Origin of the sequence: Rothia nasimurium (assembly GCF_035916755.1) — a bacterium.
GTDB lineage: Bacteria > Actinomycetota > Actinomycetes > Actinomycetales > Micrococcaceae > Rothia.
The window spans coordinates 102,838-128,333 of record NZ_JAYWIX010000007.1; the positions used below are offsets into that span (position 1 = coordinate 102,838).

The 25,496-nt window shown below is 60.2% G+C and carries 23 protein-coding genes and 1 tRNA gene; 14 read left to right on the plus strand and 10 right to left on the minus strand.

Annotation, left to right across the window (positions count from 1 at the left end):
* Nucleotides 1–14: 14 nt before the first annotated feature.
* The 3 genes from rsgA to VSX42_RS08915 form a co-directional block, all read right to left on the minus strand.
* Nucleotides 15–1,103, minus strand: coding sequence for a ribosome small subunit-dependent GTPase A (gene rsgA / locus VSX42_RS08905; RefSeq protein ID WP_326503951.1), 1,089 nt, complete (start codon nucleotides 1,101–1,103; stop codon nucleotides 15–17).
* Complete coding sequence (gene aroA, locus VSX42_RS08910) at nucleotides 1,103–2,470, minus strand: 3-phosphoshikimate 1-carboxyvinyltransferase (protein WP_418950788.1); 1,368 nt, start codon at nucleotides 2,468–2,470, stop codon at nucleotides 1,103–1,105. The genes rsgA and aroA overlap by 1 nt, the downstream gene beginning before the upstream one ends.
* A 145-nt stretch (nucleotides 2,471–2,615) precedes the next feature.
* Nucleotides 2,616–3,146 carry a DoxX family protein gene (locus tag VSX42_RS08915; protein WP_326503952.1) on the minus strand — a complete coding sequence of 177 codons (531 nt, stop codon included), beginning with the start codon at nucleotides 3,144–3,146 and terminating at the stop codon, nucleotides 2,616–2,618.
* A gap of 380 nt (nucleotides 3,147–3,526) precedes the next feature.
* Here VSX42_RS08915 and VSX42_RS08920 point away from each other — a divergent pair, with 380 nt between their 5' ends.
* The gene (locus VSX42_RS08920; RefSeq protein WP_237185835.1) at nucleotides 3,527–4,225 is read left to right on the plus strand and encodes a sigma-70 family RNA polymerase sigma factor; all 699 of its coding nucleotides are present in this window, start codon (nucleotides 3,527–3,529) and stop codon (nucleotides 4,223–4,225) included.
* 14 nt (nucleotides 4,226–4,239) lie between these two features.
* On the plus strand, nucleotides 4,240–4,518 hold the full coding sequence (rsrA, locus tag VSX42_RS08925; protein ID WP_326503953.1) for a mycothiol system anti-sigma-R factor: 279 nt from the start codon (nucleotides 4,240–4,242) through the stop codon (nucleotides 4,516–4,518).
* 55 nt (nucleotides 4,519–4,573) lie between these two features.
* Here the strand turns inward: rsrA and VSX42_RS10980 are convergent, their stop codons facing one another.
* From VSX42_RS10980 to VSX42_RS08935, 3 genes are all read right to left on the minus strand, one after another.
* Nucleotides 4,574–4,648: a 50S ribosomal protein bL37 gene (locus VSX42_RS10980; RefSeq protein ID WP_371300742.1), complete on the minus strand. Its 75-nt coding sequence runs from the start codon at nucleotides 4,646–4,648 to the stop codon at nucleotides 4,574–4,576.
* A 158-nt stretch (nucleotides 4,649–4,806) separates the two neighbouring features.
* Nucleotides 4,807–5,406 (minus strand): GDSL-type esterase/lipase family protein, encoded by a 600-nt coding sequence (locus tag VSX42_RS08930; RefSeq protein WP_326503954.1) that lies wholly within the window; start codon nucleotides 5,404–5,406, stop codon nucleotides 4,807–4,809.
* A gap of 174 nt (nucleotides 5,407–5,580) precedes the next feature.
* Nucleotides 5,581–9,327, minus strand: a complete 3,747-nt coding sequence (locus VSX42_RS08935; RefSeq protein WP_326503955.1) for a multifunctional oxoglutarate decarboxylase/oxoglutarate dehydrogenase thiamine pyrophosphate-binding subunit/dihydrolipoyllysine-residue succinyltransferase subunit — start codon at nucleotides 9,325–9,327, stop codon at nucleotides 5,581–5,583.
* 405 nt (nucleotides 9,328–9,732) lie between these two features.
* Here VSX42_RS08935 and VSX42_RS08940 point away from each other — a divergent pair, with 405 nt between their 5' ends.
* The 5 genes from VSX42_RS08940 to VSX42_RS08960 all read left to right on the plus strand — a co-directional run bounded on the left by VSX42_RS08940 (nucleotide 9,733) and on the right by VSX42_RS08960 (nucleotide 15,082).
* Nucleotides 9,733–11,100 (plus strand): hemolysin family protein, encoded by a 1,368-nt coding sequence (locus tag VSX42_RS08940; protein WP_326503956.1) that lies wholly within the window; start codon nucleotides 9,733–9,735, stop codon nucleotides 11,098–11,100.
* A complete protein-coding gene (locus tag VSX42_RS08945; RefSeq protein ID WP_326503957.1) occupies nucleotides 11,097–12,182 on the plus strand; it encodes a hemolysin family protein in 1,086 nt (361 codons plus the stop codon). The genes VSX42_RS08940 and VSX42_RS08945 overlap by 4 nt, the downstream gene beginning before the upstream one ends.
* A gap of 111 nt (nucleotides 12,183–12,293) precedes the next feature.
* Nucleotides 12,294–13,274, plus strand: a complete 981-nt coding sequence (locus tag VSX42_RS08950) for a metal ABC transporter solute-binding protein, Zn/Mn family (protein WP_326503958.1) — start codon at nucleotides 12,294–12,296, stop codon at nucleotides 13,272–13,274.
* A complete protein-coding gene (locus tag VSX42_RS08955; protein ID WP_326503959.1) occupies nucleotides 13,271–14,152 on the plus strand; it encodes a metal ABC transporter ATP-binding protein in 882 nt (293 codons plus the stop codon). Before VSX42_RS08950 ends, VSX42_RS08955 begins: the two co-directional genes overlap by 4 nt.
* Complete coding sequence (locus VSX42_RS08960) at nucleotides 14,153–15,082, plus strand: metal ABC transporter permease (RefSeq protein WP_326503960.1); 930 nt, start codon at nucleotides 14,153–14,155, stop codon at nucleotides 15,080–15,082.
* Here the strand turns inward: VSX42_RS08960 and VSX42_RS08965 are convergent.
* Nucleotides 15,054–15,488, minus strand: coding sequence for a Fur family transcriptional regulator (locus VSX42_RS08965; RefSeq protein WP_326503961.1), 435 nt, complete (start codon nucleotides 15,486–15,488; stop codon nucleotides 15,054–15,056). The genes VSX42_RS08960 and VSX42_RS08965 overlap by 29 nt on opposite strands.
* A 143-nt stretch (nucleotides 15,489–15,631) precedes the next feature.
* Here VSX42_RS08965 and VSX42_RS08970 point away from each other — a divergent pair, with 143 nt between their 5' ends.
* The 4 genes from VSX42_RS08970 to VSX42_RS08985 all read left to right on the plus strand — a co-directional run bounded on the left by VSX42_RS08970 (nucleotide 15,632) and on the right by VSX42_RS08985 (nucleotide 17,604).
* Nucleotides 15,632–16,282, plus strand: coding sequence for an MBL fold metallo-hydrolase (locus VSX42_RS08970; protein ID WP_326503962.1), 651 nt, complete (start codon nucleotides 15,632–15,634; stop codon nucleotides 16,280–16,282).
* Nucleotides 16,283–16,293: 11 nt separating this feature from the next.
* Nucleotides 16,294–16,719, plus strand: a complete 426-nt coding sequence (locus VSX42_RS08975; protein WP_237199489.1) for an HIT family protein — start codon at nucleotides 16,294–16,296, stop codon at nucleotides 16,717–16,719.
* Nucleotides 16,720–16,932: 213 nt separating this feature from the next.
* On the plus strand, nucleotides 16,933–17,394 hold the full coding sequence (locus tag VSX42_RS08980) for a hypothetical protein (RefSeq protein WP_326503963.1): 462 nt from the start codon (nucleotides 16,933–16,935) through the stop codon (nucleotides 17,392–17,394).
* A 3-nt stretch (nucleotides 17,395–17,397) separates the two neighbouring features.
* Nucleotides 17,398–17,604, plus strand: coding sequence for a helix-turn-helix transcriptional regulator (locus tag VSX42_RS08985; protein WP_237206337.1), 207 nt, complete (start codon nucleotides 17,398–17,400; stop codon nucleotides 17,602–17,604).
* A gap of 90 nt (nucleotides 17,605–17,694) precedes the next feature.
* On the opposite strand, the gene hrpA is transcribed toward VSX42_RS08985, so the two are convergent.
* Nucleotides 17,695–22,158: an ATP-dependent RNA helicase HrpA gene (gene hrpA, locus VSX42_RS08990; RefSeq protein ID WP_326503964.1), complete on the minus strand. Its 4,464-nt coding sequence runs from the start codon at nucleotides 22,156–22,158 to the stop codon at nucleotides 17,695–17,697.
* 207 nt (nucleotides 22,159–22,365) lie between these two features.
* Nucleotides 22,366–23,088 (minus strand): purine-nucleoside phosphorylase, encoded by a 723-nt coding sequence (gene deoD / locus VSX42_RS08995; RefSeq protein WP_237185850.1) that lies wholly within the window; start codon nucleotides 23,086–23,088, stop codon nucleotides 22,366–22,368.
* 223 nt (nucleotides 23,089–23,311) lie between these two features.
* Here deoD and VSX42_RS09000 point away from each other — a divergent pair, with 223 nt between their 5' ends.
* Nucleotides 23,312–23,605: a hypothetical protein gene (locus VSX42_RS09000; RefSeq protein ID WP_326503965.1), complete on the plus strand. Its 294-nt coding sequence runs from the start codon at nucleotides 23,312–23,314 to the stop codon at nucleotides 23,603–23,605.
* A gap of 4 nt (nucleotides 23,606–23,609) precedes the next feature.
* Nucleotides 23,610–24,224, plus strand: a complete 615-nt coding sequence (locus VSX42_RS09005; RefSeq protein ID WP_326503966.1) for a GNAT family N-acetyltransferase — start codon at nucleotides 23,610–23,612, stop codon at nucleotides 24,222–24,224.
* Between the two features lie 154 nt (nucleotides 24,225–24,378).
* Here the strand turns inward: VSX42_RS09005 and VSX42_RS09010 are convergent.
* Nucleotides 24,379–24,451: transfer RNA gene (locus VSX42_RS09010), tRNA-Arg, on the minus strand.
* A gap of 121 nt (nucleotides 24,452–24,572) precedes the next feature.
* Between VSX42_RS09010 and VSX42_RS09015 the strand changes: the two genes are divergently transcribed.
* Nucleotides 24,573–25,487, plus strand: coding sequence for an alpha/beta hydrolase (locus tag VSX42_RS09015; RefSeq protein WP_326503967.1), 915 nt, complete (start codon nucleotides 24,573–24,575; stop codon nucleotides 25,485–25,487).
* Nucleotides 25,488–25,496: the final 9 nt, after the last annotated feature.

Here is a 25,496-nt window from a genome sequence, read left to right on the forward strand (position 1 = left end):
GTGCCTTGGTGTGTTTAGAGGTCTACGACGCCGAGTTCTTTCTCGGTGTCGCCGGTTTCTTCGTCAACGTGCAGGAGCTTGCGCAGGGATTCGAGGCGTTCTGGGCCTGAGGGGCCGGCTTGGCCCGCTTCGACGTAGGCGGTAAGGCCGCAGTCGGGTGCGGACGCCGAGTGGGTACAGCCCTTGGAGCAGTTGGCTGAGCCCGGGGCAAGGTCGGTGAAGGAGGCGACCAGGGTGTCGGGCTCGACGTGGGCTAGGCCGAAGGAGCGGATGCCGGGGGTGTCGATAATCCAGGTGCCGGGGGCAGACTTTTGGGGCTGGAGGGCCAGAGCTGAGGACGAGGTGTGGCGGCCACGCCCGGTCACGGCATTCACATGGCCGGTGGCGCGTTCTGCTCCGGTCAGGGCGTTGACCAGGGTTGATTTGCCTACGCCGGAGTGGCCCAGGAGCACAGAGACTGAGCCGTCGAGATACTCAGAAAGCTGCTCAACTAGGGTGGTGTCGAGCCCTTCGGAGCCTTCCTCGCTGGGGGCGCGGCCGTCCTTGGACTTAGACAGTAGGATGGTGAGCTCAACGTCCCGGTAGTAGTCCAGCAGCCATTTTGGGTGTTTGAGGTCGGTCTTGGTGATGCAGAGAATGGGGGTGAGCCCGGCGTCGAAGGCAGCGGCTAGGGACCGGTCGATAAAGCCGGTACGGGGCTCGGGGTTTTCAGCGGCGACCACGATAACCAGGTTGTCGGCGTTGGCAACGACGACGCGCTCGACGGGGTCGGTATCGTCTGCGCTGCGGCGCAGCAGGTTGGCGCGCTCTTCAATGCGGACGAGGCGGGCTAGAGTATCGGGCTTGCCGCTGGTATCACCCACGAGGGCAACCTTGTCGCCCACCACGATGGGGGAGCGGCGCAGCTCGCGGGCGCGTACGGCGGTGACGACCCGTTCGCTACTTTTGCCCTCATCGAGGATGGCGGTGTAGCGGCCCCGGTCTACGGTGATGATGCGGCCGATTTCTGCGTCCTTGTGGGCAGGGCGGTCCTTGGTACGGGGGCGGGAGCCCTTCTTGTTGGGGCGGACGCGCACATCGCTTTCATCCCAGGAACGGCGCATTAGGCGGCACCTGCCTGCCACTGATCCAGCATGTTCTGCCAGAGCCCGGTGAAGTTGGGCAGGGTCTTGGAGGTGGTCTCGACGTTCTCAACCACGATGCCCGGTAGCACCAGACCCATTACGGCAGCGGCGGTTGCCATGCGGTGGTCAGCGTAGGTGCGCATGAGGGCCCCGTGAGCTACAGGGGCGGTGACGCGGATACCGTCCGTAGTTTCTTCAGCGGAACCGCCCAGGCGGTTAATCTCGGCGGTCAGGGCGGCAAGCCGGTCGGTTTCATGGCCGCGCAGGTGGGCAATACCGGAAAGGACGCTGGTCGCCGGAGAAAGAGCGATGAGGGCAGCGACGGTGGGGGCTAGCTCACCGGCCTCGGCCAGGTCGAGCTCAACACCGGGCAAGCCGGACGCCGCACCCCCGGTGGGGCCGGTGACGGTCAGGTTTCCGTCGGCTAACTCCACCCGGGCCCCAAAGAGGGGCAGAATCTTTCGCCAGTGGTCCCCACCCTGGGTGGTAGAGGCTGGCCAGCGAGGAACGGTTACCGATGCGCCGGTGGCAACAGCGGCAACCAAGAAAGGACCAGCGTTGGAGAGGTCGGGCTCAACGGTAACCTCAAAGCCGGGGAAGCCACCGGGGGCAACCGTCCAGGTATCGGTGCCATTGAAGTCGACGCTAATACCGAGCTCACGCATAGTCTCAACGGTCATCTCAATGTGGGGCATCGAGGGCACCTGGCCACCCTCGTGCCGCAGCACCAGACCCCGCTCAAAACGGCACGCAGCCAGCAGTAGGGCAGAGACAAACTGGGAAGAACCCGAAGCGTCAATGGTCAGCTCGGGCACCTGCACCGAACCGGTAGAAACGACGGTAAAGGGCAGGGAGCCGCGACCGGCGTCCGCAACCTCAACCCCCAGGCCCCGTAGGGCCTCAATCACCGGCAGCATGGGGCGCACCCGCGCATGCTCATCGCCATCGAAATGGAAAGTACCGGGCAGCAGGGCAGCTACCGGGGGCACAAAACGCATCACGGTACCCGCCAGCCCCACATCAATGGAGGTCTCACGGGCAGCGGTCGCAGAAAAATCTAGGGGGGTCACCCGCAGGTCAGGGCCAAAGGCACTACCGGTTTCAACCTCTTCAAAACGGGCACCCAGGGCAGTCAGCGCAGTCATCATCAGCCGCGAATCGCGCGAATGCAGGGGAGCGTGAATCACCGAGGGGCTATCGGCTAAAGCCGCCAGCAGCAGGTAACGATTGGTGAGCGACTTAGACCCGGGAATCTCCACCCGGGCATGGGCACCGCCGGGCACCGTAACGGTGGGCGCTAGCCAGTCTCCATCGGCAACTAGGGGCTGCTTGGTCGCATCAACCACAAATAAAACCTACTTCGGAATCAGTTATTACGGCGTACTCCCTCCCTATTTTAGGTGGGCGGGGCAGCAAACAAGAAAACCCCGCACCGGTTTGGTGCGGGGTTTATCGAAAGTTCACGGGGGCGTACACCCGGTACGGGCCAGCTTAGGCGAAGAGGTCCTCAACCTTTTTCTGGGCGTCAGAAGCAGCATCCTGAACATCAGATGCCAGCTGATGGGACTTCTTAGCAACCTGGTCACCCAGCTTAGAAGCTCGCCAGGCCAGTGAGGGGTTACCGTCGGTGTCAACAGCTGAGATAGCAATAGCGCCCAGCAGGGAGCCGTTGAGCACAGCAGCATTGCGACGGGCAGTCTTCTCTTCCTTAGTCTCAGCCTCGGTAGCGCGGTACTCAACATAGGAGTTAATAGCACCGGTAGCCAGCAGGACGCTCGCAGAAAGACGGGGCAACTTACCCAGGGCAAAGAGGGTGCCAGCAGCTACCTGAGAACCAGCCAGAGCCTGACCCACCAGCTTCTCTTGGCCACGCAGCACAGACAGCTGAGGGGCAGAAGTCGCAGCCAGGTTGACAACCTTAGCCAGGTGCTTGGACGATTCGGGGTCACGCAGGCGGTCAACACCCGAGATAATAAAGCTTGAAGCCAGCAGAGGGCGAGCAAAACGGCGAACCAAAGACATGAGTTCCTCCTTCACGGGGTGTGAGGCCCCTTTGCGGTGTATCACAGATACCTAACACTACTAAGCATACATATAGACCGGTGGATTCAGCCACTTTATTGCACCACCAGCGCAAAATTACTCTGGTGCTGGGGAATAAACTCGACTCTCTGTCGTTATACATGACGAGATTTGTTAAAGGTTTCGCAGGCTCACGCTCGCTGTCGGCCTTCTCGCTGGTTCGCTAGCTGGCTCGCAGGCTCGCCAGATTCGCGCCAGCCCCGAGCCAACAGCTTCGCTGTGAGCCTGTTCAACCAGTACAGGTCTCGTTGTACTCGGCGCGCAGCCGCGCCCGTTGGCAGGTACAGTAAGACAAAAGACCACAGCACACCTGGAGGGAAATGACAGCCACACCCCCGGCCCCCAGCACTGAACCTGCGCCGACCACCGACGTCCTCGCCCCTGAAGGCAACGAACCCGATGTGCGCTCCCGCGAAACCGACGCCGAACGCAAAGCCCGTTTCGAACGAGAAGCCCTACTGTACGTAGACCAGCTCTACGCCGCCGCCCTGCGCATGGCCCGCAACCCGCAGGACGCCGAAGACCTCGTCCAAGAGGCCTACATGAAAGCCTTCTCCGCCTTCCACCAGTACAAGCCCGGAACAAACCTCAAAGCCTGGCTCTACCGGATCCTCACCAACACCTACATCAACGTCTACCGCAAGCGTCAGCGGGAGCCTTATCAGGCCAACACCGATACCGTTGAAGACTGGCAGCTAGCCCAGGCAGGAGCCCACGACTCTAAGGGCCTACCTTCGGCAGAAAACGAAGCTCTCGCCCACCTGCCCGATAGCGACATCAAAGAAGCTCTCCAGTCCATTCCCGAAGACTTCCGCATGGCCGTCTACTACTCCGATGTCGAAGGGTTCTCCTACAAAGAGATTTCCGAAATCATGGACACGCCCATCGGCACCGTCATGTCCCGCCTGCACCGGGGCCGCAAACTGCTCAGAGACAAACTCACCGACTACGCCGCCGAACGCGGCATTAAAACCACGACCACCGGCAAGGCCGGCGCCCGCCAAACCGCTAGGGCCTAAGAAAGGAGCCACCAATGACCACCGTGCACAACCCGAGCCCTTCTACCCCCTGCGAAGAGCGCCTGGCCAAGATCTATACCTACCTTGATGACCCGCTCAGCTGCCAGGACCTCGAAGAACTCCAAGCCCACCTGGCCGAATGTGAAACCTGCGCCAAGGAATACGACCTAGAGTGCATCATCCGTCAAGCTGTGCGCCGCACCTGCAAGGAGACCGCCCCCGTTGACCTCAAAAGCCGTATCCGCGCCTGCATCGACGACATCCACACCGGAGGGCACCCGGCAGCTAGCTAGCCAATAACAAAGGGCCCCTGCTCGCTTCTGCGAGTAGGGGCCCTTGTTGATTGCCTTATGAGTTGGGGCGCTTACCGTGGTTAGCGCTACCCTTACGGCGATCCTTACGCTTGCGACCGCGCTTGCTCATGAGAGCCTCCTTGATCAAGGTGGAGTGCCCGTCAGGATAACGGAACACAAATGGTCGATAGCACCTTGGAATAGGCACTTCTCACTATTTTCGCATACCTTGGCTAGCTTTGCACACCCCGGGTTGGTCACAGGGGCAGATGCCAGCCAGGTACTTTCTTAAACGGGCTCTGAAATCTGAAGCCAGTTGTACCAGCCGCGGTGCAGAACCAGCCAGGCGATTAGGCCGTAGCCGGACTGGCCGGGGCGGCCGTCATTTGCTGCCAGATCATTGCGCCACTGCTCATGGTGCAGCAGGGGGTTGAAGGTATCAACGTAGAGGTGGTTACGGCGGGTCACCACATCGGCGTAGGCTGCCGACAGGTCGGCAATCTTGCGGTTACGCTCAGCATCGAGAGTGGGCGGGGGGCCAACAACCAGAACCTTCACATTGTTCTGGGAGGCCATATCGACCATGTTCGCCAGGTTCAGGCGGGAGCGGGCGCTGGTGAGGCCTAGGTCGATGTCGAAGGTTGAGGGGGCAATGACCAGGCGGTTCTCGTGGCCCTGGGCAAAGCGGCGGCTGGCTTCTTCAAACCAGCGAGCGTTGAGCTGTTCACTGCCCTCACCGGGAGCTGCCAGATTATAGGCAGAGATAGAGGCAGAGGTCTGAGGGGTACGCGCCATAACGCGCCCGAACCACCCGAGGGTGCGGGGGTCCCCGACGCCTGCGAGCAGATCATCGCCAACGGCTACAAGTCGAATTTTTCGCTGATCCACGTGTTTCTTTCTACAAGGTTGAGGGCCAGGTAGCCCCGCAACGTTGGTCTCATTCATTCTGTACCAGTCTAAACCCTGGAGCCTGACAGTGCACGGTGGGCGCACCGCAAACAGGCAGTGCCCGAATCCTGACGGGCAAGATTCGGGCACTGGGAGCTGAGCGAGCGCCCTGCTTTAGCGGTCGAATACCTCAGAGATAAGGTTATCGAGCTCGCGCTGGTGACGCTTACCGGTACCGGCCGCGGGTGAAGCTGCTGCCGGGCGGGAAATCAGCTTCATACGGTAATCAATCTGGGGGAGCAGGTTGACCGCCATGAAGGGCCACTGGCCCTGGTTGGCAGGTTCATCCTGAGCCCAGACCAGTTCCGCATTGGGGTAGGCAGCAATCTGTTCCTTGATTTCTGCGGACGGCAAGGGGTAGAGCTGCTCAACTCGCACAATTGCGGTGCTCTTGTCACCGCGCTTAGTGCGCTCAGCTTCCAGGTCGTAGTAGAGACGGCCCGAGACGAAGACCAGACGGGTCACGTCAGCGGGGTTCAGGTTACCCTGGTCCTCAATGACGGGCTTGAAGCTACCGCTGGTGAAGTCTTCAACCGATGAAGCGGCAGCTTTGAGGCGCAGCAGCTGCTTGGGGGTGATAACAATCAGCGGCTTGTGCGGGCGGGAGTGGGCCTGACGGCGCAGCAGGTGGAAGTGGTTAGCCGGGGTTGAGGGAACAGCAACGGTCATGTTGTTCTCGGCGCACAGCTGCAGGTAGCGCTCCATACGGGCCGATGAGTGGTCAGGGCCCTGACCCTCAAAACCGTGGGGCAACAGCAGAACCAGTGAGGAACGCTGGGCCCACTTCTGCTCTGCTGACGAGATGAACTCGTCAACGATGGTCTGGGCGCCATTGGCGAAGTCGCCGAACTGGGCCTCCCAGAGCACCAGGGAGTCAGGGCGCTCTACGGAGTAGCCGTACTCGAAGCCCATGACGCCGTACTCGGAGAGTAGGGAGTTGTAGATAGAGTACTTGCCCTGGGTTTCTGAGAGGTTGGCCAGGGGGTTCCACTCTTCGTCGGTCAGGGAGTCGTGGAGCACGGAGTGGCGCTGGACGAAGGTGCCGCGCTGGACGTCCTGACCGGTCAGGCGCACATCGCGACCTTCCAGCAGTAGGGAAGCAAAGGCAGCAAGCTCACCGAAGCCCCAGTTAATGTCGCCCTCGGTTGACATCTTGACGCGCTGCTCCAGCAGCTTTTTAAGCTTCTTGTGTACAGTGAAGCCCTCGGGAATCTTGCCAAAGGCCTGACCAATCTGGGCAAGGGTCTCAGCGGAGATAGCGGTCTCACCGGCAACGTGTACCGAGTCCTCGTTCTGCTGGGCAGCAGGACGTTCGATGTTAGAAACAGCGGCGGCGTCTGCGGTGACCAGGGGAGCGGAGGACGACTGGGCTTCGTGGGTCTCGGTGAAAATCTGCTCCAGGCGGGACTGGTAGTCCTTGAGGGCGCGCTCGGCCTCGTCCTGGGAGATGTCGCCGCGGCCGACCAGGGCCTCGGTGTAGATCTTGCGGGTTGAGGGCAGCTCTTCAATCTGCTGGTACATCTTGGGCTGGGTCATCGAGGGATCGTCTGCCTCGTTGTGACCGCGGCGGCGGTAGCAGACAAGGTCGATGACGACGTCCTTGTTGAAGGCTTGGCGGTAGGCGAAGGCGATGGAGCCTGCGCGGACGACGGCCTCGGGGTCGTCGGCATTTACGTGCAGCACAGGAGCCTGGATCATGCGGGCGATGTCGGTGGAGTAGGTTGCGGTGCGGCCATCGCGCGGGGTGGTGGTGAAGCCCACCTGGTTGTTGACCACGATGTGGACGGTACCGCCGGTGGTGTAGCCCTCAAGCTTGGACATCTGCAGGGTTTCTAGCACGATGCCCTGACCAGCGAAGGCAGCGTCGCCGTGAACCAGGATCGGCAGTACGGGGTAGTTGCCGATGCCCTGTTCTGCCAGGGTGTCCTGCTTAGCGCGGACGATACCTTCAAGCACGGTGTTGACGGCTTCAAGGTGGGAGGGGTTGGCAGCAAGATAGACCTGAGTCTGGTTACCGTTGTGGGAGGTGAAGATACCCTCGGTGCCAAGGTGGTACTTGACGTCACCGGAGCCGCCGGTCAGGCGGGGGTCCATCTGGCCCTCAAACTCGCGGAAAATCTGGGCGTAGGACTTACCCGCAATGTTGGTCAGCACGTTGAGGCGGCCGCGGTGGGCCATACCGATGCCCACACCCGAGAGGCCGGCGTCCGCTGCCTCAGAGATAACAGAGTCCAGCAGCGGAATCAGGGATTCGCCGCCTTCCAGGGAGAAGCGCTTCTGGCCCAGGTACTTGGTCTGCAGGAAGGTTTCGAAAGCCTCGGCTGCGTTCAGGGTACCCAGTACACGGAACTGCTCGTCGCGGGAGGGCTTGGTGTAGCCGTGCTCCAGGCGGTCCTGGAACCACTGGCGCTCTTCGGGGTTCTCGATGTGCATGTACTCCACACCCAGGGTGCGGGTGTAGGCCTCGCGCAACAGCTCAAGGATGGTGCGCAGGGGCAGGGATTCCTTTTCGCCAAAGCCACCGGTGGGCCAGTAGCGGTCAAGATCCCAGAGGGTCAGGCCGTAGTTCTCCAGACGCAGATCGGGGTGGGAGAGCATTTGGTAGCCGATGGGGTTGGTCTGGGCAATCAGGTGGCCGCGTACACGGAAGGCGTGAATAAGCTGCTGGATACGGGCAACCTTAGAGACTTCGGCTTCGGGATTGACCTGGTTGTCGCGGGCCCAGCGGACGGGCTCGAAGGGAATGCGCAAATCCTCAAAAATCTGGTCGTAGAAGCCGTCGCCACCGAGCAGGTAGTGCTCCACAATCTTGAGGAACTCACCGGAACCTGCACCCTGGATGACGCGGTGGTCGTAGGTGGAGGTGAGGGTCAGAATCTTGGAGACGCCGTTGCGGGCGATGACCTTTTCTGAGGTACCGCGGTACTCTGCGGGGTAGTCGAGGGCACCTGCGCCGATGATGGCTGCCTGGCCCTTAGAGAGGCGGGGCACGGAGTGGACGGTGCCGATACCGCCGGGGTTGGTGAGCGATACGGTGGTGCCGGCGAAGTCCTCAACACCGAGCTTGCCCTCGCGGCCGCGCTTGACGATATCGTTGTAGGCTTCCCAGAACTCTGAGAAGGAAAGCTTCTCTGCACCCTTGATGTTGGGCACAACCAGGTTGCGGGAGCCGTCGGGGCGGGGTAAGTCGATGGCCAGGCCGAAGTTAACATGGGCGTGCTGGATAGCGGCGGGCTTACCCTTGGCGTCCTCACCGTAGCTGACGTTCATGGAGGGGAAGGCCGCAAGAGCACGGATAATGGCGTAGCCGATGATATGGGTGAAGGAGACCTTGCCGCCGCGGGTGCGGGCCAGGTAGCTGTTGATTTCGGTGCGGTTATCAATCAGCAGCTTGGCGGGGATAGCGCGGACGGTGGTTGCGGTGGGTACGCTCAGTGACTCGTCCATGTTGGCCGCTACCGCCTTGGCGGGGCCGCGCAGGGTGACAATCTGGTCTTCTTGGGGAGCGTCGCTCACGGGTTCTTCCTTCGGGGTGGCGGGCTTGTTCGCTGAGGGGGTGCTTGCCTTGGGGGCTGCCTGCGGGGCTGACTTGGGGTCAGGTTCAGGGGCAGGGGTCTTGGGAGTGGAGGGGGTGGGGGCCTTGACGGGTTCTTCCTTGACCGGTGCGGACGCTACAGCGGGTACCGGTGCCTGCTGCGAGCTGGGTGCGCTGCCGGTTGTGCCTGCCCACTGATCAAACAGAGGCCACCACGTCTCGTCGACTGAGTTGCGGTCTTGCTCGTACTTCTCAAAGAGCTCTTCGACGAGCCACTCGTTACCCGCGAACTCTTCGGGAACAATATGTTCTGGCTGGTTTGGCACTTCTCTTACGCCTCTTCCATCTCTTGTGATTGCTGGGTGCCAAAACCACTTTTGGCACGAGGTGGGCGGGCATCGCACACTACATTGGGCGCGTGATGTACCGCATATCTTTGTCTAGTTTAGAAGTGTTTTGGGGGGTTCGTCCAACGCACTACTTTCTATGACATCTCGCCGTGAGACTGTCTGGTAGAAATAGGCTGACATTTCGCAGGTGGTGAAAGGGAGCCCACTGAGTGAACCGCTCGATATTCGCTAGAATTGACCACTATGGAAGACCCTTCTAGTTGCTGCGCATCTTCGCAGCCCTCACGAGCGCTTTGGCGCGCACTATTCTTTAACCCAACCACGGGCGTCCGCACCTCTGGCAACCCGTACCCAGCCCAGCAGGCGGTGAGAGCCTAAACCATGGAATGGCTCCTACTTCTCATTGGCTTTTCCCTGATTCTGGGCACCGGCTTCTTTGTAGCCGTAGAATTTTCGCTGGTAGCCCTTGACCAATCTAAGGTCCAGCAAGAAATTGATAGGGGAGACGCCGCAGGTGAACGAGTGCTTGCCTGCCTCAAGTCCCTCTCAACCCAGCTATCGAGCTGCCAGCTGGGAATTACCATCACCACCCTGCTGACTGGCTACACCCTCGACAGTGGCATCAATGCGTTGGCCGGTGAAACCATTGCATCGTGGGGCCTGGCCCCTTCAGCGGCATCGGCGCTGACCCTGATTTTCTCGATGGGTATTGCAACCCTGCTCTCCATGATTATCGGTGAGCTGGTTCCCAAGAACCTGGCGATTGCTGAACCCTACAAGGTGGCCCGCATTCTTGCTCCCGGCCAGCTGCTCTTTACCAAGGTGATGGGCCCCATCGTCCGCACCGCTAACGGGTCAGCGAACTGGATTCTGCACCGTTTTGGCATGGAAGCTAAGGAAGAGCTCTCGGCAGCCCGTTCATCCGAAGAGCTGTCTTCGATGGTGCGCCGCTCAGCCGACCTGGGCACCCTGGACTCCGATACTGCCCGATTCGTCGATAAGACCCTCTCTTTTGCCGAGCTGACCGCAGCTGATGTGATGACCCCGCGCCGCAAGGTCATCATGCTCGAAGATACCGCCCCTGTGAGCGATGTTATTGAGCTGGCCCGCACCACCGGCCACTCCCGCTTCCCCCTCTACCGGGAAGACCAGGACAACATCGTGGGCGTCGTGCACGTGAAGAAGGCCGTGGGCCTTCCCCTCGATAAGCGCGACTCGCTGGAAGCTGGAATGCTGATGGAGGATGTCCTACAGGTACCCGAAACGGTGCACCTTGACTCCCTGCTTATGCAGCTACGTGAGGGCGCCCTGCAGCTTGCTGTGGTGCTCGATGAGTACGGCGGTACTGCGGGTATTACCACCCTCGAAGACCTGGTTGAAGAAATCGTCGGTGAAGTCTCCGATGAACACGACACCAACTCCTTCGACGAACGCCCCCTGCGCGTGGGTAGCGGCGACTACATCTTCTCGGGCCTGCTCCGCCCCGACGAGGTCAAGGACTACATCGGCACCCTGGACGTAGACGATGATCCCGCCTATGAAACCATGGGCGGCTTCATGATGAACCACCTGGGTCGAGTTCCCGAAACCGGCGATGTGGTGCCCGTTGAGGGCGGACGCCTGCGCGTAGAAAAGATGGAACAGCGCCGGGTAGACCGAATTCGCTACATCCCCGATGCCCTACCCCTGGAGCAGGGGGAAGCGGCTACAGATGAGTCGAAGACCGCTCGAAAGGAGGCCCGCCGATGAATGACTGGGTAGCTATCGCTCTGCTCTTTGTGCTCCTTGCCGGTAACGCCTACTTCGTGGGTGCTGAGTTCGCCATTATGTCGACCCGCCGCTCCCAGATTGAGCCCCTGGCTGAGTCGGGTAACAAGCGCGCCGTCCCCACCCTCTACGCCCTTGAAAACGTATCCCTCATGCTGGCCACCTGCCAGCTGGGCATCACGGTATGCTCCCTCTTGATTCTGAACGTCTCTGAGCCGGCTATCCACCACCTAGTGGCTGGCCCTCTGGAATCCTGGGGAATACCTTATGAGGCAGCGAGCGTCCTAGCCTTCATCTTCGCGCTGGTGCTGGTGACCTACCTGCACGTCATCTTTGGTGAAATGGTGCCCAAGAACGCTGCTGTATCGCTGGCAGCTTCGGGTATTGCCCTGTGGATTGCCCCCTCACTGGTGACCCTCTCCCGTATTCTCAAGCCCCTGGTGGGTCTGCTCAACTGGATAGCCGACCACACCCTGCGTCTGATGAAGGTAGAGCCCAAGGCTGAAGTGGCATCAACTTTCACCCTCGATGAGCTGCAAAGTATCGTGGCTCAATCAACCGCAGAAGGAACCGTGGATGACGGCTCCGGTGTGCTGTCTGGAGCCCTGGAATTCAGCTCGAAGACCGTTGCTGAGATTATGGTGCCCGGCGACCAGCTGGTTACCATGAACTTCCCTTGCACGCCTGCTGAGTTGGAAAAGGCTGTTGCCCACACCGGCTACTCCCGCTTCGTGATGAAGGACGAGCAGGACGGCACCTACATGGGCTACCTGCACATCAAGGACGCCCTGGTCTACGAAGCTGATCGCATGGACCAGCCCATTGCCTGGTCTAAGCTACGTCAGATGTCGATTGTCAAGCCCGAAACCGAAATCGATGAGGCTCTTGCCACCATGCAGCGCAACCGGGCTCACGTTTCACACGTAGTTGATGCCCGGGGGCAGAGCGTAGGCGTGCTCTTCTTAGAAGACATCCTTGAAGAACTGGTCGGTGAAATTAAGGACACCACCCAGGAGCACGTGCGCCGCCGTGAGGAGGCAGCCTCCCGTAACGTCACCGACTAATTTTTAGTCCGCGACTAAGACGACAGCCCCGAAGTCTGTTTTGCGAATGGTTCGCAGGTAAACTAGGGTGGGTGCAACGATTGGCATACCCCACCTAGACCAGGAACCCGCATGAAAAACACACTTCGGGGCTTTTCGCTCCTCTCTATTGCTGCACTGGCACTCACAGCCTGCGGCTCATCGGCTGACACCGCCTCCTCAGACTCCACCGCAGCCACCGACGGCGTTATCAAGGTGGTTACCACCACCGACGTCTACGCGGACATCGTAGCCGAGGTAGCGGGGGATAAGGTCGAAGCAATCCCGATTATCGCCTCCACCGCAGTAGACCCCCACTCCTACGAGGCAACCAGCCAGGACCGCCTTAAAATCAAGGACGCAGACATGGTGCTGCTCAACGGCGGCGGCTACGATACCTTTATGGAAGACATGGCGGGTGCTGACTACCCCGACCAGGTCATCGTTAACGCTGTGCGCGTCTCCGGGCTCTTTACCGAGGAACAGCTGGCGGGTGTTGAAGAAGAGCACGCCTCCATGGCACCGGGTGAAAAGCACAACCACGTGCACACCTACAATGAGCATGTTTGGTACGACCTGGACACCATGATTAAGGTGGCTGATGAGGTTGCAGCACAGCTGGGCAAGATCGACCCCGATAACGCCATCTCCTACACTGAAGCAGCGGATGCCTACACCGACGAGCTTCAGACTCTGCTCGACCGCACCAAGAAGGTTGCTACCAAAGAACGCACCTTCATCGCCACTGAGCCCGTACCCGCCTACATGCTCGAAGACGCCGGCTACACCGACGTCACCCCCTTTGATCTCTTCGCAGCGGTAGAAACCGACAGCGATATCGCACCGCTGACCATGCAGGAAGCCAAGGACATTCTGACCAACAACAAGGCAGACCTCCTCGCCTTCAATGAACAGACGCAGACCAACCAGACTAAGGAAATCTACACCTTCGCCCAGGACTCTGACGTCCCCGCCGCCTCCTTCACCGAGACCCTGCCCGAGGGCAAGAACTTTAAGGAATGGATGACGGAGAATATCGACAAGATTGAAAAGGCAACAGCGCAGCGTTCATGACACAGCAGCTAAACCAGCTCGCCCCCGCCATTGAGGTGCGTGGGGGCGGGCTCTCCTTTGGGCACAGAACCCTCTGGGAAGACCTCGACCTCACTATTGGGCAGGGCGAATACTTTGCCGTGCTCGGCCCCAACGGTTCCGGCAAGTCCACCTTTGTTAAGGTGGTGCTGGGCCTCACCCACCTGAGCCAGGGCAAAATCTCTGTGCTCGGCAAGCCCGCCAGCCTGGGTAACCCCGGCGTGGGCTATGTGCCCCAGCAAAAGGCAATCGGTGCCGAAACCCCGCTGCGAGCCCGCGACTTCGTGGGGCTGGGCGTAGACGGGCATAAATGGGGCTTCCGCCTCAAGGGCGCAGGCTACCGTAAAAAAGTAGACGAACTCCTCGAAGCGGTCGGCGCAACAGACTACGCCAACGTACCCGTGGGTCTACTCTCCGGCGGCGAACAACAGCGGCTCCGCATAGCCCAGTCCCTCGCTAACGACCCCAAAATCCTGCTGGCAGACGAGGCACTGCTTTCCCTGGACCTCAACCACCAGTACGCTGTCTCAGAGCTGATTCACCGCTACAACCAGGACCATCAGGCAACCGTTGTCTTTGTGACCCACGAAATTAACCCCATCATCGAGCACGTTGACCGTGTGCTCTACCTGGCGGGTGGACGCTTCACCGTGGGCACCGTAGAAGAGGTCATGCGCTCCGAGGTGCTAACCGACCTCTACCAGACCCCCGTCTCCGTGATTCACACCAACGGCAGGTATGTGGTGGTCGGCGGCGAACACTGCGCCGAAGAACACCACCACGGTAGCCAGTACGGCCAGGATCTGCATCACGGCACCCACCACGACCACCCCGGTGCCACCACGGAAGGCGGTAGGTAAATGACCCCGGTAGCTTTTTCCTTCTCCGATTTCCTCGACCGCGTCTTCGTCTTTGAACGCTATGGCGAACTGCTGGAACTGCTCAGCCAGTCCATCATCGCCGGTGCCGTCCTGGGCCTCATCGGCGGCTTCGTGGGGCTCTTCGTGATGATGCGCCAGCACGCCTTTGCCGTGCACGGTATCGCCGAGATGTCCTTTGCCGGCGCTGCGCTCTTCCTGCTTCTGGGCTACGACGTGGTGACCGGCTCGCTGGTCGGCTCCATCACCTCAGCCCTGCTGATTGGCTTTATGGGAACCAAGGCACACGAGAACGACTCGGTCATTGGTGCGCTCATGCCCTTTGGTCTGGGGCTGGGTATTCTCTTCCTGTCGCTCTACTCCGGGCGCTCAGCCAACAAGTTCTCTCTGCTGACCGGTCAGATAGTGTCGGTGGAGGCCTCCCAGCTCAACACCATGATTGTTGGAGCGGTCGTGATTATCGCTGCCCTCGCTATCCTGTGGCGTCCGCTTATGTTCGCCTCCCTGGACCCCATCGTCGCCCAGGCAAAGGGCGTGCCCCTGCGCGCCCTCTCGCTCATCTTCATGGTGATTCTGGGTATCGCCACCGCCCTGTCGGTGCAGGTGGTGGGCTCCCTGCTGGTTCTTGCCCTGCTGATTACCCCGGCAGCGGCAGCCCTGCAAATCACAGCCTCACCCCTACGCGCCCTGATTCTTTCAGTGCTCTTTGCAGAAACAGCCATGGTGGGCGGTATTCTTCTGGCCCTGGCAGGCTCCTTGCCTATCAGCCCCTACGTGACCACCCTGTCTTTCCTTATCTTCGTGGTCTGCCGCCTGGCGCGAGCCGTCCGCCAGCGCTACTCAGCCTCGGGACGCGTCCGCTCACCTGAAGCCGCAGCAGCACCTAGCCCTGCTGGTGGGCAGAGCAGTTAGCACAGACCCCTGTAATCTCAATGACGTGCTTCACCTCGGTGTAGCCGTTCTTTGCCGCAATCGCCAGTGCTAGCTCTTCAAGCTCGGGAATCTCAAATTCCCGGGCAGCCCCACAGATACGGCAGAGCAGGTGATGGTGGTGGTGCTCAGAATCGCAACGGCGGTAGATAGCTTCACCGTCCTCGGTCTTGAGAGCCTCTACCTCACCGGTGCCCACCATGGACTGCAAGAGACGGTAGGTGGTTGCCAGTGACACCTTATCGCCGCGCGAGAGCATGAGCTGGTACAGATCTTGAGCAGAAATAAAGTCTTCGAGGGTTTCGAGGGTTGCGGTGACTGCCCGGCGCTGTTTAGTGTTGCGGATTTCGGTAGGCTTGCTGGCTAACGACGTTGAGTTGGTGTTCACGGGTCATTCCCTCTCATTGTGCTCTTTATCAGTGCCTACTGTACACCAGCTACCTACCCGCAGGCCCGGCCCTGGTAGGCCCCGGTCCCAGAAAAAGTAAGCCTACTGGAATCAAGGCTACTGTAGCTACTAGGGTGGTAGGTATGAAACTTACGAAATACACCCACTCTTGCGTCAGGCTCGAAAAGGACGGCGCCGTGCTGGTGCTCGACCCCGGAAACTTCTCCGAGGTCGAGCAGGCACTGGACGGGGCCGACCATATTCTGGTCACCCATGTGCACCCCGATCACTTCGATGAGGGCAAGGTGGTCGCTTTTTTGCGGGAGAACCCGCAGGTAACCATTCACGCCCCTGCCGCTGTCATTGACACCGTTCTTGCGGCCCTGCCTGAGGCTCTTGCTAAGTCTGTTGAGACGGACGGGGAGCTGACTCTCTCGTCCTTCTCTATCAAAACTTTCGGTGGTAACCACGCTGTGATTCACCCCTTGCTGCCGGTGATTGATAACGTGGGCTACCTGATTGACGATAACCTCTTCCACCCAGGGGATTCTTTTGTGGTGCCCCACGGCATTGAGGTGGGTACTCTGCTGGTGCCGATTCACGCTCCCTGGAACAAGATCCAGGAGGTCATTGACTTCATTATTGCCGTGCGTGCCCCGCGGGCCTTCCAGATTCATGATTCACTGCTTGCAGAAAATGGCCGAAACATGATTGTTGGCCATGCAACCAACTTTGGTCAGAAGTACGGCACTACCTTTGAGTACCTGGCTCCCGGCCAGTCTGTAGAGATTTAGGAGCAAGCCCCATGAGCACTGTTTTTACCAAGATTATTAACCGCGAACTGCCTGGCCGTTTTATCTGGGAGGACGAGCAGGCGGTTGCCTTCTTGACTATCGAGCCCTTCCAGTACGGCCACACTCTGGTGGTTCCCAAGGCTGAGATTGATCACTGGGTTGACCTGCCCGAGGAGCTCTCAGCCCACCTTTTTGACGTGGCTCAGAAGGTGTCGAAGGGCCTGATGAAGGCTTTTGAGCCCACCCGGGTGGGCATGATTATTGCCGGTTTTGATGTGCCCCATACCCATATTCATGTGTGGCCGGCGGTGGATCAGAGCGAGTTCACTTTCGAGCAGGCTAACCGTAACCCCGATGCGGCTGCTATGGATGAGGCTGCTGAAAAGCTGCGGGCAGCCCTGACGGAGCTGGGCTACGGCGACTCGGTAGCTTCCTAGCCCCGTCGGGTAGGTACCATCTAAATCAGAAAAACCCACCTCGTTGGTGGGTTTTTCTGATTTAGATGGTCTTTTCTGGTGTAGTGGCTGAGTGTCTGTGGTGTGCGGTTCGTCGTTCTAAATATAAGTAAAGTGTGTTTGACATAGCTTCACGCCTGTGTGTAAAGTTTATTTTACATCAGCTGTATAGTAACCTTTACATGAGGAGATAAGATGAGCATCGACAAGACCCAAAGAACCTGGGGTCGTTCTCGCTTTGGCGGTAGTCAAGCAACCCTGATATTTGTCAGTATTCTGGGTGCAACTGTACTGGCCCAGCTGCTGGCCTGGGGTATTATTGCCCTTCAGTCTGAGCAGGTCACCTGGTGGTGGGTGCCGGTTGCCTCGTTAGCTTTTATTCCGGTGTTAGCCGCCACCTTTTGGGTGCTTCTGGTCGACCGAAACACCATCAAAGGAGCCACCCGTAACCCAGAATCCAGCATCGAAAACCACTGGTACGGAAAGGCAGCAGAAACTACCTTTCACCTCATGATTGCAGTGATGGGGGTGGGAGCCGGGGCTTTCGCTATCTTCGACTGGCAGGTATCGCCGTCTCTTCTGCTGGCGTCCGTCACCGTGCTGGCCATGCTGGTCTTCCTGGTGAGCTACCAGGTCTATAAGCGTAAGGGTGCATAGCCTGTGCAGAACCAGCTCAAAGAACTACGCGCTGAGCGGGGCTACTCTCAGCAGCAGCTCGCCGACGTGCTCGGAGTGTCACGTCAGACCGTCATCTCAATTGAAAAAGGACGCTTCGACCCGTCCCTGCCCCTGGCCTTCCAGCTGGCTGAAGTTTTCGGTTGCCGGATTGAGGATATTTTCTTTCCAGACGCACCCGAGAACAACTAGAAGAGAGAAATGACCAGGAAAATCGGAAAAACCCACCTCGTTGGTGGGTTTTTCTGATTTAGATGGTACCTAGGGCGAGGACGGGCGGGCCTAGGCGTTCTTGATAGCCTCCATGGCCTCGCGCAGGGCCTTAGCCACCCGCTTCTCGCTGACCGTGTAGGCAGTGCCGAGTTCCTGGGCGAAGAAGCTGACGCGCAGTTCCTCAATCATCCAGCCCACCTGCTCCAGCTCGGGAGTCGGTACCGTGCCTCCGGGCAGGGACTGCACAGCCTTATCGTAGGCGTCCTCAAGCTCCTGTACGGTTAGCATGAGCTGGTTATCCCGGTTAACGTTGGGCCCCAGTTTCTCAATGCGCTTGGACATCGCCTTGAGGTAGCGGGGCAGGTGGTGTAACTGAACCGCACCGGTCTCGGTCACAAACCCCGGGTAGACTAGGTTTTCCAGCTGGCTCTTCATATCGCTCATGGCGTGAATGACCGCAAGCGAGGTGGACTTCTTAATGAGCTTCTGAACCTTAGCTGTTTCCGACAGAATATCGGCAACCAGCTTAGTCATCACGAAGACCGTGTCAATGAGCTCAGCCCGCACGCTATTGAACAGGGCAGTGTACTCCGCCCTTGTAAAAGGCGGGGTAGCGGGTACCAGCTGGTCAATAGCGGCTACCGTGCAGTCGCTAATGAGCGCGTCAATTGACCCGTGGGGGTTCTGCGTAAAGACCAGCTTTTCGCGGTTGTTCAGGTGCTCAGAGACATAGCGCTCGGGCGAGGGAGTATTGAGTTTGAGCAGGCGGATGACGCCCCCGCGCTGGGCCCGGGTAGCTTCAGCTTTGGTGGGGAAGATTCGCACAGCAACGGATGCCCCCTCATCGACCAGGGCCGGGTAGCCTGCTACCGTCTGGGTGGCAATCATACGCTCGACCTTGCGGGGTAGATCCTGTTCCGGCCAGTCGGTCAGGCCCGAGACCTCCCGCACGGCTTTACTGCCCGGCGTCTGTTCCGGGGCGGACGCTTGTGCCCCCTTAGCACCTGCACCCCGGCTCCCAGCGCCGCTGGGAGCTGCTGAGAGAGCAGAGCCGCCGCGGGCGTCCTGACCTTTCTTACCACCAGCGGCCATTGCCGCCATCTTGCCCATGGTCTCGGGGCTAGCGCCCAGAGAAGCGGCCAGGGCGGAGCGAATCTCGGCGTGTAAAAGACCCTGGAGTTCAACCAGGTCCTTACCCTCACCCAGAATCTTGTTCTGGTGGTTGCGCACCTGGAAGGTGAAGCGTAGGTGCTCGGGTACCGCATCCCAATTGAACTCGGCCGGGTCTACCACATGCCCGCGCAGGCGGCGCAGTACCAGGGCCAGGGCCTCAGTAAGGGAATCAGTGGCGGGGGAGTAGTCGGCGTTGAGTTTCTCAACGGCCTGACGGGCAACGTCCGGTGCCGGAACAAAATTCTTGCGAATCTGCTTGGGCAGGGACTTAATCAGGGCCGTCACCAGCTCCTGGCGCAGGCCCGGAATCAGCCACTCAAAAGGAGCCGGTTCAAGCTGGCCTAAGAAGAGCACCGGAACCTGCACCGCGATACCGTCCGTCTGTGTTTGGGAGGAGCGCACCCCGCCAATCTGCACGCTGGGGGCATACTCGTAGCGCAGGTCAAGGGATAGCTCCCCGCCGGAGGTGCGGGCAGTCCAGGTGCGGGGGAAGAGGGATTCGTCGTAATCGGCGGCCTCTTCGTCAATCAGGTTTTCGGGGGTGAAATCCAGCAGGTGCTCGTTGACCCGGCGTTCCTCTTTCCACCAGCGGTCAAAGTGGCGCTCAGAAACAACGTGCTCGGGTATGCGGGCGTTGTAAAAGTCAAAGAGAACAGCGTCATCAACCCGCAGGTCGCGGCGGCGCAGGCGGGCCTCAAGCTCCTCAACCTCAGCCAGAGCCTTCTGGTTGCGGGCAAAGAAGCGGTGGCGGGTCTGCCAGTCGCCCTCCACCAGGGCAGACTGAATGAAAATCTCGCGGGCAGCTACCGGATCAACACGCCAGTACTGAATACGCCGGTCGGCAATGATGGGCAGCCCGAACAGGGTGACCTTCTCATGGGCCAGCACCGAACCCTGGCGGGCAGACCAGTGAGGGTCAGAATAAGAGTGCTTGAGCAGGGGACCAGCCAGCTCCTCAATCCACTCGGGCTCAATCTGGGCATTCACCCGCGCCCAGAGACGGGAGGTCTCGACTAGCTCGGCAGACACCAGCCAGACCGGGTTCTTCTTGAAGAGAGCTGAACCGGGGAAAATCGCAAAACGGGTTCCGCGGGCGCCCCGGTACTCGTGGCGGTTCTGCTCATCCTGCATACCGATATGCGACAGCAAACCCGAGAGCAGAGACTTGTGCACCTCGGTCTCACTGGCAGCCGGGTCAATATCGCGCCCTCCCTCAACCGTAATACCGGCCGACCGGCCAATCTCCCGCAACTGGGCAAAGAGATCCTGCCACTCACGAATACGCAGGAAGTTCAGGTACTCCCGGTGGCACATCTTGCGGAACTGGCTCGATGACAGCTCGGCCTGCTTCTCATTGATGTACTGCCACAGCAGAAGATAGGAGGTGAAGTCAGACTTCTCATCCTTATAACGGGCGTGCAGGGAATCTGCATCACCCCGGTGCTCGGAGGGGCGCTCGCGGGGGTCCTGGATGGTCAGGGCTGCCGCCAGCGCCATGATTTCCTTGGCAACACCCCGCTTGGAACCCTCCACAATCATGCGGGCTAGGCGGGGGTCAACGGGCAGGGCTGCCATGGCACGCCCGGCGGCGGTGAGCGGTGAGGACGGACGCCGCCCCCCTCTACCGCGTGCCCCGCGCGTATCGCGGGGGAGAGCGTCCGCCCCATCACGGCCGGGGGCAGCAAGTGCGCCTAGCTCGCGCAGTAGGTTGACGCCGTCGTTGATAGCGCGGGTTTCGGGCGGCTGAACGAAGGGGAACTTCTCAATATCGGCGGGGGACTTGACCACACCGATGGCCGTCATTTGCAGAATGACCGCGGCCAGGTTGGTGCGGAGAATCTCGGGGTCGGTGAACTCGGCCCGGGCCTGGAAGTCCTCTTCGGAGTAGAGGCGGATAGCGATACCGTCAGAGACACGACCACAGCGACCCGATCGCTGATTGGCTGAGGCCTGTGAAATACGCTCGATGGGCAGGCGCTGTACCTTGGTGCGGGCTGAGTAGCGCGAGATACGGGCGGTGCCGGTATCGATCACGTACTTGATGCCGGGCACGGTCAGGGAGGTTTCAGCCACGTTGGTTGCCAGCACGATGCGGGGCCTGCCACCGGGTTTGAAGACCTTGTGCTGCTCGGCCATCGACAGGCGGGCGTAGAGGGGCAGCACCTCGTAGTCGGCCAGGCGCCGGGTGGAGCGCACCATGTCTTCGATAGCGTCGGCTGCATCGCGAATCTCGCGCTCGCCCGAGAAGAAAATCAGGATGTCACCGGGAGCTTCTTCCGATAGTTCCCGGATGGCGTCAAGTACGCCCTCAATCGGGTCGCGGTCGTCGTCCTCGAGGCCGTCACCGGCGTCCGCTTCGTCCTCCCCGCCGTCACCGGCGTCCGCTTCGTCCTCCCCGCCGTCGCCAGTGCGGGGCTCGCTCAGGGGGCGGTAACGGATCTCGACGGGGTAGGTGCGACCCGAAACCTCAATAATGGGCGGAGCGTCATCTGGCAGGGTTGCCTCGGCGATTTCTTTTTCTTCGGGGCTGAGGGTCTCATCGACGATGCCGACACCGGGCACAAAGCTGGGGGAGAAGTGGCGGGCGAAACGCTCGGGGTCAATGGTGGCTGAGGTGATGACGATTTTCAGGTCGGGGCGCTGCGGCATAATGCGCTTGAGGTAGCCCAGAATGAAGTCAATGTTGAGCGAACGCTCGTGGGCCTCGTCAATGATGATGGCCGAGTACTGGCGTAGCAGCCGGTCATTCTGAATTTCGGCCAGCAGAATACCGTCGGTCATGAGCTTGATGGCAGAGCTTTCGCCCACCTCGGAGGTGAAGCGCACCTGGTAGCCCACCGTCTCGCCGATTTCCTGCCCCAGTTCTTCGGCGATGCGTTCAGCCACCGATCGGGCGGCCAAACGGCGGGGCTGGGTGTGGCCAATCATCCCCTTTTCCGCCAGCCCTAGTTCAAGAAGCATCTTGGGCAGCTGGGTAGTCTTACCCGAGCCGGTTTCACCCGCAACGATGGTGACCTGGTTGTCGCGAATCGCCGCCATGATGTCATCCCGGCGGGCAGAGACGGGCAGGGCCTCGGGGTAGGTGATTTTCTCAGGAATCAGCGGGGTGTAGGGACGGCGCTGGTTCGGTTTCTTCCCGCCCTGCTTGCCCCGGGGGCGGGAGCCTCGGGCACGGCGCTGGGAGCGGGCAGGTGCATCCGCCCCCTCACGAGGGCCGGATGCCTGCTTCCCCCTGCCACCGCGCTTTTCGGCGGTCTGGGGTTCGGTGGGCTCGGATGCGCGGACGCCCGCGCCGTGCATGGCAGCGGCGATGGCAGACAGCGAGGGGGCGGGGGTGCGGGAAGAATCTGAACTAGACATACTGCCCTCTATTTTAGGGCAGAGCCGGCACGAACGGTCAGGTTTCACTGGGCGCGTGAAGCCTGTCGGCTATAGTCGACAAAATCTTCAAAAAGGGAAATTTATCGACTATAGTCGATAAACTTCTGGAAGCTATTTCCGTATAAGGACGCCCCGCTCTCCTACCCTGGGGCAGGGGAGCGGGGCGCGGGCGTCCTGATGGAAAATTTAGAGGCTGGCAGCGACGGGCAGGACGAGCTCCATCATGTCGGTGAAAGCGGTCTGGCGCTGCTCGGCGGTGGTCTCGACCCCCTTGAAGAGGTGGTCTGAGACGGTGAAGACCGACAGGGCCTGCACACCGGCGGCGGCAGCCACAGCGTAGATACCGGCGGTTTCCATCTCAACAGCCAGCACACCCATCTCAGCCCACTTAGAGGCGTCGGAGAAGTCAGAGCGGTAGAAAACGTCAGAAGACAGCACATTACCCACGTTGAGGGTCTTGCCCTGGGCCTCGGCCTCCTTAGCCACAGCCGACAGCAGGGGCCAGGACGCGGTGGGGGCAAAGGTGCCGGGGAGCTTGTAGTGGTGCATGAAGTTAGAATCGGTCGAAGCTGCTGAGGCCACGACCAGGTCGAAAAGGTCAAGGCCCTCAGCCATGCCACCGCAGGTGCCGATACGGATCAGATTCTTCACGCCAAAGGTGTGAATCAGCTCGTGGGCGTAGAGGCTGGCCGACGGGATACCCATGCCGGTACCCATGACCGAGATACGCTGCCCCTTGTAGTCGCCGGTGAAGCCGAACATATTGCGTACGGTGTTGAACTGCACGACGTTCTCAAGGTAGGTATCGGCAATGAACTTGGCGCGCAGCGGGTCGCCGGGCAGCAGGATGGTTTCGGCAATTTCAGCGCCGTTCGGAGCAATGTGCGGGGTGTTGACGGCTTCTGCCATGTCACTCTCATTTCTGGTGCGAAAGGGTGGGGTTTTCGCCCCTAGTCTACCCGGCTTTATATAAGCAACCCTACTTAGTAACTTGGTAGGCTGGGGTGGGAACGCCGAAAGGAGTATTCAATGACGAAAGCACTCTATCTCACCGCTTGTAGCGGCTTTTGGTGCCTCAATCAGCGGCATCATCGGCCTGTTACGGAGCTTTGTGCTCCCAGAGCAAGAACTGATGCCCTATCTCATCGGTATGACGATTGGGGCAGTCGCCCTGACCTTCATCAGCCTGGCCGCCCTGCGCTTCCCCGGCCCCGACCTTCACCTGATCTACCGTCGGCAGTTTACCGTTCGCCCTTCCGGGGCCTTCCTGCTAGGCGCGGTCTTCGGGCTAGGAATAGGCCTACCCCGCATCGACCCGCAGGACTTCATTTTTGATGCTACCTTCTCCCTCTGGTTCGCCTTAGCCATCGGCGCGATAGCGGCAGTCTGGGTTGCTTTCCGTCGGCCATCCCCTGACCTACACTAGGTACATGGAGTTACGCTACTGGGCACTCACCGATGCCCCCGATCTTCTCTCGGTGTATCGTACGTCCTCTGATCTCGAGCGGCAGATGCCAGCCCTCGCCAGCGACGAGGACGCCCGAAGCCTCATCGAAACCAGCTACCTACCGGCTGAAAACCGGGCTACTTTCTGCCTCAGTGACGAAGGGCGGCCCGTAGGGCTGGTGGGTCTCAACTACACCGCTCGTACGGACGCCGGCGCCTGGGACAGAGCCTGGGTCTACTATTGGATTGCTGACCCCTACCGCGGGCAGGGGTACACAAAAGCAGCTCTCACTGCGGTATGCGCCTGGGCCCTGGGCGAGGCCAACCCCGCGCCTACCGCACCTGTCCTCGATACCGGCCTGCTGGCGTCCTTACCTTCGCCCTGCCTTCGCCGCTTAGAACTGGGCTACCGCACCAATAACCCCGCTAGCGGAGCCGTTGCCGCCGCAGCAGGGTTCCAGGTTGAAGGAATTGAGCGGGAGAAATTCCTCTATGCCGGGCAGACCTACGACGCAGTGATAGCCGCTAGGCTCCGCAAGGACGGACGCACCCCGACCACTACGCCCTCTACCTCGAAAACAAGCAGGGGTTTGAAGTAGAACTCGTCGCCCAAAACTAACCCGCACTTAGTCTGAAAACCCCGCAACTAGTTGCGGCTAAATCAGAATAAATGCGGGGAAGAAGGCGGGCGCCGGGCACAAAAAGAGAAGGTAGGCCAGCGCTTCGCGCATTCTGGCCTACCTTCTCTTTTTGTGCCCTCGAAAGGATTCGAACCTTCGACACCCAGCTCCGGAAACTGGTGCTCTATCCACTGAGCTACGAGGGCAACTCCGAATACTCACTGCACACAGTGAAACTCAGACCTGATTACTCTATCAGAAACCCCGCCCCACAACACAAACCGATTACAGTAGGAACAAAGACCAGCGCACCGAAGGGCTGAATCAATGACCACACTCACCGGCAACTACGCGGGAACCAACCACCCCTCCCAGACCTTTGACTTCTACCCGCCCAGTGCACCCACCGGTGAACACCACCCCGTGCCCCTGCTCATCTACGTCCACGGCGGAGCCTGGAGATTCGGCGATAAATCCTCCTTCCTGCTAGCTGACAACGGTCTACATCGCGTCCGCGAACGCTTCGCCCACGCCGGCTACGCCACAGCCTCCATCAACTACCGGCTCAGCCACGAAGCCCTCTTCCCCGCCCAAATCAACGACCTTAAAACAGCTATCCGCTACTTCAAAACCAGGGCCGAAAACTTCGGAATAGACCCCAACCGTATCGTCCTCGCAGGCGGATCAGCGGGTGGGCACCTGGTTCAGCTGGCCGCCGCCACAGGCCACCTGAACGAGCCCTACCTCGAAGGTCTCTCAGCCAGCGCGCTCGCTGCCCGAACCATCGCCGGTGAGCCGGACTCGTCCGTCCGCTGCGCCGTCTCTATCTACGGGGTCAGCGACCTGCGCACCATCTTCGACGATCGTGTGGCCTGGGGCTTCCCCTACGACCACCCCGAAGATGACGGCGCCGAATGGCGGCTACTCGGCTCCACCTACCCCGCCCTGGCAGGCACCCCAGCAGAGGTTAACTGGGCCAAAGCCCACCCCATCGATTACGCCCAAGAAGCCCAGAGAACCGGCGAACGTACCCACGCCCCGGTCTACTACATCCATGGCACCGCAGACACCTGCGTGCCGCCCAACCAGTCCGTTGATGCCCACCGTGCCCTCTCAGCCGCCGGAATCGCCACCGAACTCACCCTGATTGGCGGGGCGGAGCACTCCGACCCGGCAATCTACGCCAGCGAGAGCACCTGGGAACATATCATTCGCTGGGTAGGTCTACAGCTCACCCTGTAGACTTGACCC

Coding starts and splice junctions, on each gene's coding strand:
- VSX42_RS09000 (WP_326503965.1), top strand. CDS start 23,312: ATGCCCTATCTCATCGGTATGACGATTGGGGCAGTCGCCCTGACCTTC.
- rsrA (WP_326503953.1), top strand. CDS start 4,240: ATGACCACCGTGCACAACCCGAGCCCTTCTACCCCCTGCGAAGAGCGC.
- VSX42_RS08970 (WP_326503962.1), top strand. CDS start 15,632: ATGAAACTTACGAAATACACCCACTCTTGCGTCAGGCTCGAAAAGGAC.
- VSX42_RS08980 (WP_326503963.1), top strand. CDS start 16,933: ATGAGCATCGACAAGACCCAAAGAACCTGGGGTCGTTCTCGCTTTGGC.
- deoD (WP_237185850.1), bottom strand. CDS start 23,088: ATGGCAGAAGCCGTCAACACCCCGCACATTGCTCCGAACGGCGCTGAA.
- VSX42_RS08950 (WP_326503958.1), top strand. CDS start 12,294: ATGAAAAACACACTTCGGGGCTTTTCGCTCCTCTCTATTGCTGCACTG.
- VSX42_RS08940 (WP_326503956.1), top strand. CDS start 9,733: ATGGAATGGCTCCTACTTCTCATTGGCTTTTCCCTGATTCTGGGCACC.
- VSX42_RS09005 (WP_326503966.1), top strand. CDS start 23,610: ATGGAGTTACGCTACTGGGCACTCACCGATGCCCCCGATCTTCTCTCG.
- VSX42_RS08920 (WP_237185835.1), top strand. CDS start 3,527: ATGACAGCCACACCCCCGGCCCCCAGCACTGAACCTGCGCCGACCACC.
- VSX42_RS08945 (WP_326503957.1), top strand. CDS start 11,097: ATGAATGACTGGGTAGCTATCGCTCTGCTCTTTGTGCTCCTTGCCGGT.
- VSX42_RS08975 (WP_237199489.1), top strand. CDS start 16,294: ATGAGCACTGTTTTTACCAAGATTATTAACCGCGAACTGCCTGGCCGT.
- rsgA (WP_326503951.1), bottom strand. CDS start 1,103: ATGCGCCGTTCCTGGGATGAAAGCGATGTGCGCGTCCGCCCCAACAAG.
- VSX42_RS09015 (WP_326503967.1), top strand. CDS start 24,573: ATGACCACACTCACCGGCAACTACGCGGGAACCAACCACCCCTCCCAG.
- VSX42_RS08915 (WP_326503952.1), bottom strand. CDS start 3,146: ATGTCTTTGGTTCGCCGTTTTGCTCGCCCTCTGCTGGCTTCAAGCTTT.
- hrpA (WP_326503964.1), bottom strand. CDS start 22,158: ATGTCTAGTTCAGATTCTTCCCGCACCCCCGCCCCCTCGCTGTCTGCC.
- VSX42_RS08955 (WP_326503959.1), top strand. CDS start 13,271: ATGACACAGCAGCTAAACCAGCTCGCCCCCGCCATTGAGGTGCGTGGG.
- VSX42_RS08960 (WP_326503960.1), top strand. CDS start 14,153: ATGACCCCGGTAGCTTTTTCCTTCTCCGATTTCCTCGACCGCGTCTTC.